This window comes from Bradyrhizobium uaiense, from assembly GCF_010811875.1.
Lineage (GTDB): Bacteria > Pseudomonadota > Alphaproteobacteria > Rhizobiales > Xanthobacteraceae > Bradyrhizobium > Bradyrhizobium uaiense.
Window position 1 is genome coordinate 1 of the sequence record NZ_VKHP01000441.1, and the last position, 2,788, is coordinate 2,788.

The following is a 2,788-nucleotide window of genomic DNA, read 5'->3' on the forward strand; positions in this document are numbered from 1 at the left end:
GAGGGCGAGGCAGATAGGCTTCGCGGACTAACGTGGAGACGAGACGGCGACGTCCTTTCAGGTCGGCCTTCAGATCCTTGAACGCCTCGACCCTCTTGGTGATCTCGGGATCGTCCACGGGACCGACATAGCGGCGATCCTGGCCGCCGCCCTCGGGTTTGGGCATATCGAAATACCAGTATTTCTTGCCCTTGACCTCGGCAGCCACGAACCGTCCGTTTGAGGAAAACTCCGAGGTGAAGCTCTCATCGAGGCTGCGCTGGACCAGTTCGGAATAGAGCGTCTGGTAGGCAACATCCAGGCCGTGGTTCGCCGGCATATCGGAACCTCGCTATACTATTCTCGCTAAAATAGCATAACTAATTTTAATCTTAGTACCTTGCTAAGATACCGCGCAGTTTTCGCGCACGCTTCGCCCGAAAAGGAAATGAAAATCGCCTGCCCGGTCCCGGGTTGATCTGGACCAACTCAGGTTGGCGAAATAATGCGCGTGAATCCGAGCGTCGCCTCTTTGTACCCGGAGTCTTACGGTGCCCGGTGACACAATTCCTTGGCCCGCTCCGTGCATTCTCATGGGAGCCAGGATTTTGCCACGTCCCTCCTGGGGCCGGACCAACGCCGCATCGCATGTATTTCAAGCGAGCGGCGTTGTTGTTTTAAAGACCAAAGAAAATGACCAATCCCGACTGTCCTAATTTGGCAGAGCGAGTGTCCTAACCAGGACAGCACCCGAGAGACGTCCGATCTCAACGTAACGCGTCCACCCGTCGACGCCCTCGAGCACGACATAACGGCGCTCGCTCAGTTCATCCGAAAGCCCTTCACCGACGACACGCCCCACCAGGCGCTGGCGGCGGACCATGAGCCTTTGCCGGCAAGCAACGAGAGCTCCGTTCTGTTCAGGAGGTAGAAGCTGTGGCCCATTTGCACTAGGCGCCGATCTGAAAGGTAGCTAGGGATCCTCATCAGCGAGGGGCGATGAGCGTCGTAGGATATCAGGTGTATTCGAAGAACGGCGACGGTGCTGTCAGGGTTGTCGTTTCCTCCGCAAAGCAGGCTCTCGCCAAGGCCGATGAACTGGCCGAATCCGGGAACGAGATCCAAATCAAGGACCTTGCCGGCAGGATCATCGACACGGCGACGATCATCGAACTCGCCGCGCACGAGTAGATTGTTTGTCCCCAGCGTCGTTGCCTCGAGGCGCTGAAGCAGACTTGTACGATCAGCAGACATCGAAAAGAGCAACAAACCTTCCATGCTGTTGGCGCCAGGCCGCTCTTTCCCAATCTAATCAAACGGTCTGCCCAGCGTTTCTGAAGTTGTACGAAAATATTTCATAAGATTACGCGAGTCCAATTGATGCATCTCGCGTCATCATCTTCTCCCTAGTTACTCCCGGCCGAGCCGTGCTGTGCGAGCTACAGGCTAGAGTTCATATCGTTCCTCACCATTTTCAAGCTAAGCCAAAGCAAGATGAGTAGTATTGCCCCCTCCGGCCACAAACGAGGCCACGAGCGCAGGGACATGGAGACGATGGGCGGTTTGTGGGTCGAACCCTGTCGCCTTGAGCGGCTGAACCCATAGGGGCCACCGTCGATCAACCACCTATGCGGTCGCGAACGCTCCAGCCAATGCTACGAGATCGATGGCTATGGTGCTGCTCCAGTATGCACTTCGTCACAAAAATTCGCGGACCAGCTGGGGTCCGGTTCACAGACGATTGCCTCCGATCTCATCGGGCACATCACGAAAGATCAGCAGACGCAGTGGCAATCAGGAAGCCCTGCCGACTGGGCCAAGGAGACGTTCGCGCTGTCGAAGGATGATGCGTATGGACAGCTTCCAGCGACCAACGCGCGTGGAAGCTTTCGGTTGACGGACGACTATGTCACGACCGCAACAAATGACGTCCGAATCCAGCGGAGCAAGGCGGGCGTGCGGCTGGCGATGATCCTGAACCAAGCACTGCACAAGCAATAGGACATGCCACGGCGAGCAGGCAGCGAGATCTGCGAAACTCGCCGCCCGTCAGAAACGCGACTGCCGCCACGGGATGGAGTGATTCCGTCGGAACCCTCCATCGGACCTTCGCGGACCATAGATCGTTCGTCCATATCATCGCCCGCCAAAGTCGGACAACCAAGCCGGTTTCAGAGGATAAACTCAGAGGATCGGGTATCCTAAATTGGGATAGGCGAGAGCACGTCACGTCGACTGACAACAGATTGTGTGCTGGGAGCACTATGCGCTGCGCAGATGAGACCTTGACCTGACGCCTGCGCTCCCCCACCCTGAAATCAGTCAAGCACCGTCGTTGGCCCGATCTCGTCTTGAGAGACTTGCCATGCAAAATCCGCCGCTCGATCCGGATGTCAACGATGCAGCGCCGACGGATTCGATCCTGACGCCCTACGACCAAGAACACGCTGTCACCTATATGCGCCTTCTGGACGCAGATGCAGAGGACGCCGACTGGCGAGAAGTTGCAAAAGTCGTGTTGCACATTGATTCCGAACATGAACCGGAGCGTGCCCGCCGCGCGTATGAAACCCATCTCGCTCGCGCCAAGTGGGCGGCCAGACATGGTTATCGGCAGCTGTTGCGGAGCGGTCGGCCAAGCTAGATTAAGCGCGTAACAACAGGTGCTTATATCGTTACATTGTACGCATACGATGAAGACCGCCCGATTGACGCGTGCGCGCGGGCACGGCGAGCTCTATGATGGCGTTGCGTGAAGGTCAGGCGGCCTGCTGACCGGCGGGCTTGCCGGCTTGGCCCAGGAGCTTCC

Annotated in this window: 4 protein-coding genes and 1 pseudogene; 2 read left to right on the forward strand and 3 right to left on the reverse strand. The window is 57.4% G+C overall.

Going from position 1 to position 2,788, the window contains the following annotated elements:
• The 3 genes and pseudogenes from FNJ47_RS45445 to FNJ47_RS45455 all read right to left on the reverse strand — a co-directional run.
• Positions 1-319, reverse strand: a pseudogene (locus tag FNJ47_RS45445) (nucleotidyltransferase family protein); the annotation flags it as partial.
• A gap of 372 nt (positions 320-691) precedes the next feature.
• Complete coding sequence (locus FNJ47_RS45450) at positions 692-862, reverse strand: DUF3363 domain-containing protein (protein WP_163163235.1); 171 nt, start codon at positions 860-862, stop codon at positions 692-694.
• A complete protein-coding gene (locus FNJ47_RS45455) occupies positions 802-1,257 on the reverse strand; it encodes a hypothetical protein (RefSeq protein WP_163163233.1) in 456 nt (151 codons plus the stop codon). The genes FNJ47_RS45450 and FNJ47_RS45455 overlap by 61 nt, the downstream gene beginning before the upstream one ends.
• Positions 1,258-1,698: 441 nt before the next feature.
• Between FNJ47_RS45455 and FNJ47_RS54950 the strand changes: the two genes are divergently transcribed.
• Both FNJ47_RS54950 and FNJ47_RS45465 read left to right on the forward strand, forming a co-directional pair.
• The gene (locus FNJ47_RS54950) at positions 1,699-1,980 is read left to right on the forward strand and encodes a S1/P1 nuclease (RefSeq protein WP_165446154.1); all 282 of its coding nucleotides are present in this window, start codon (positions 1,699-1,701) and stop codon (positions 1,978-1,980) included.
• Positions 1,981-2,344: 364 nt separating this feature from the next.
• Positions 2,345-2,623: a DNA -binding domain-containing protein gene (locus FNJ47_RS45465; protein WP_146986646.1), complete on the forward strand. Its 279-nt coding sequence runs from the start codon at positions 2,345-2,347 to the stop codon at positions 2,621-2,623.
• Positions 2,624-2,788: the final 165 nt, after the last annotated feature.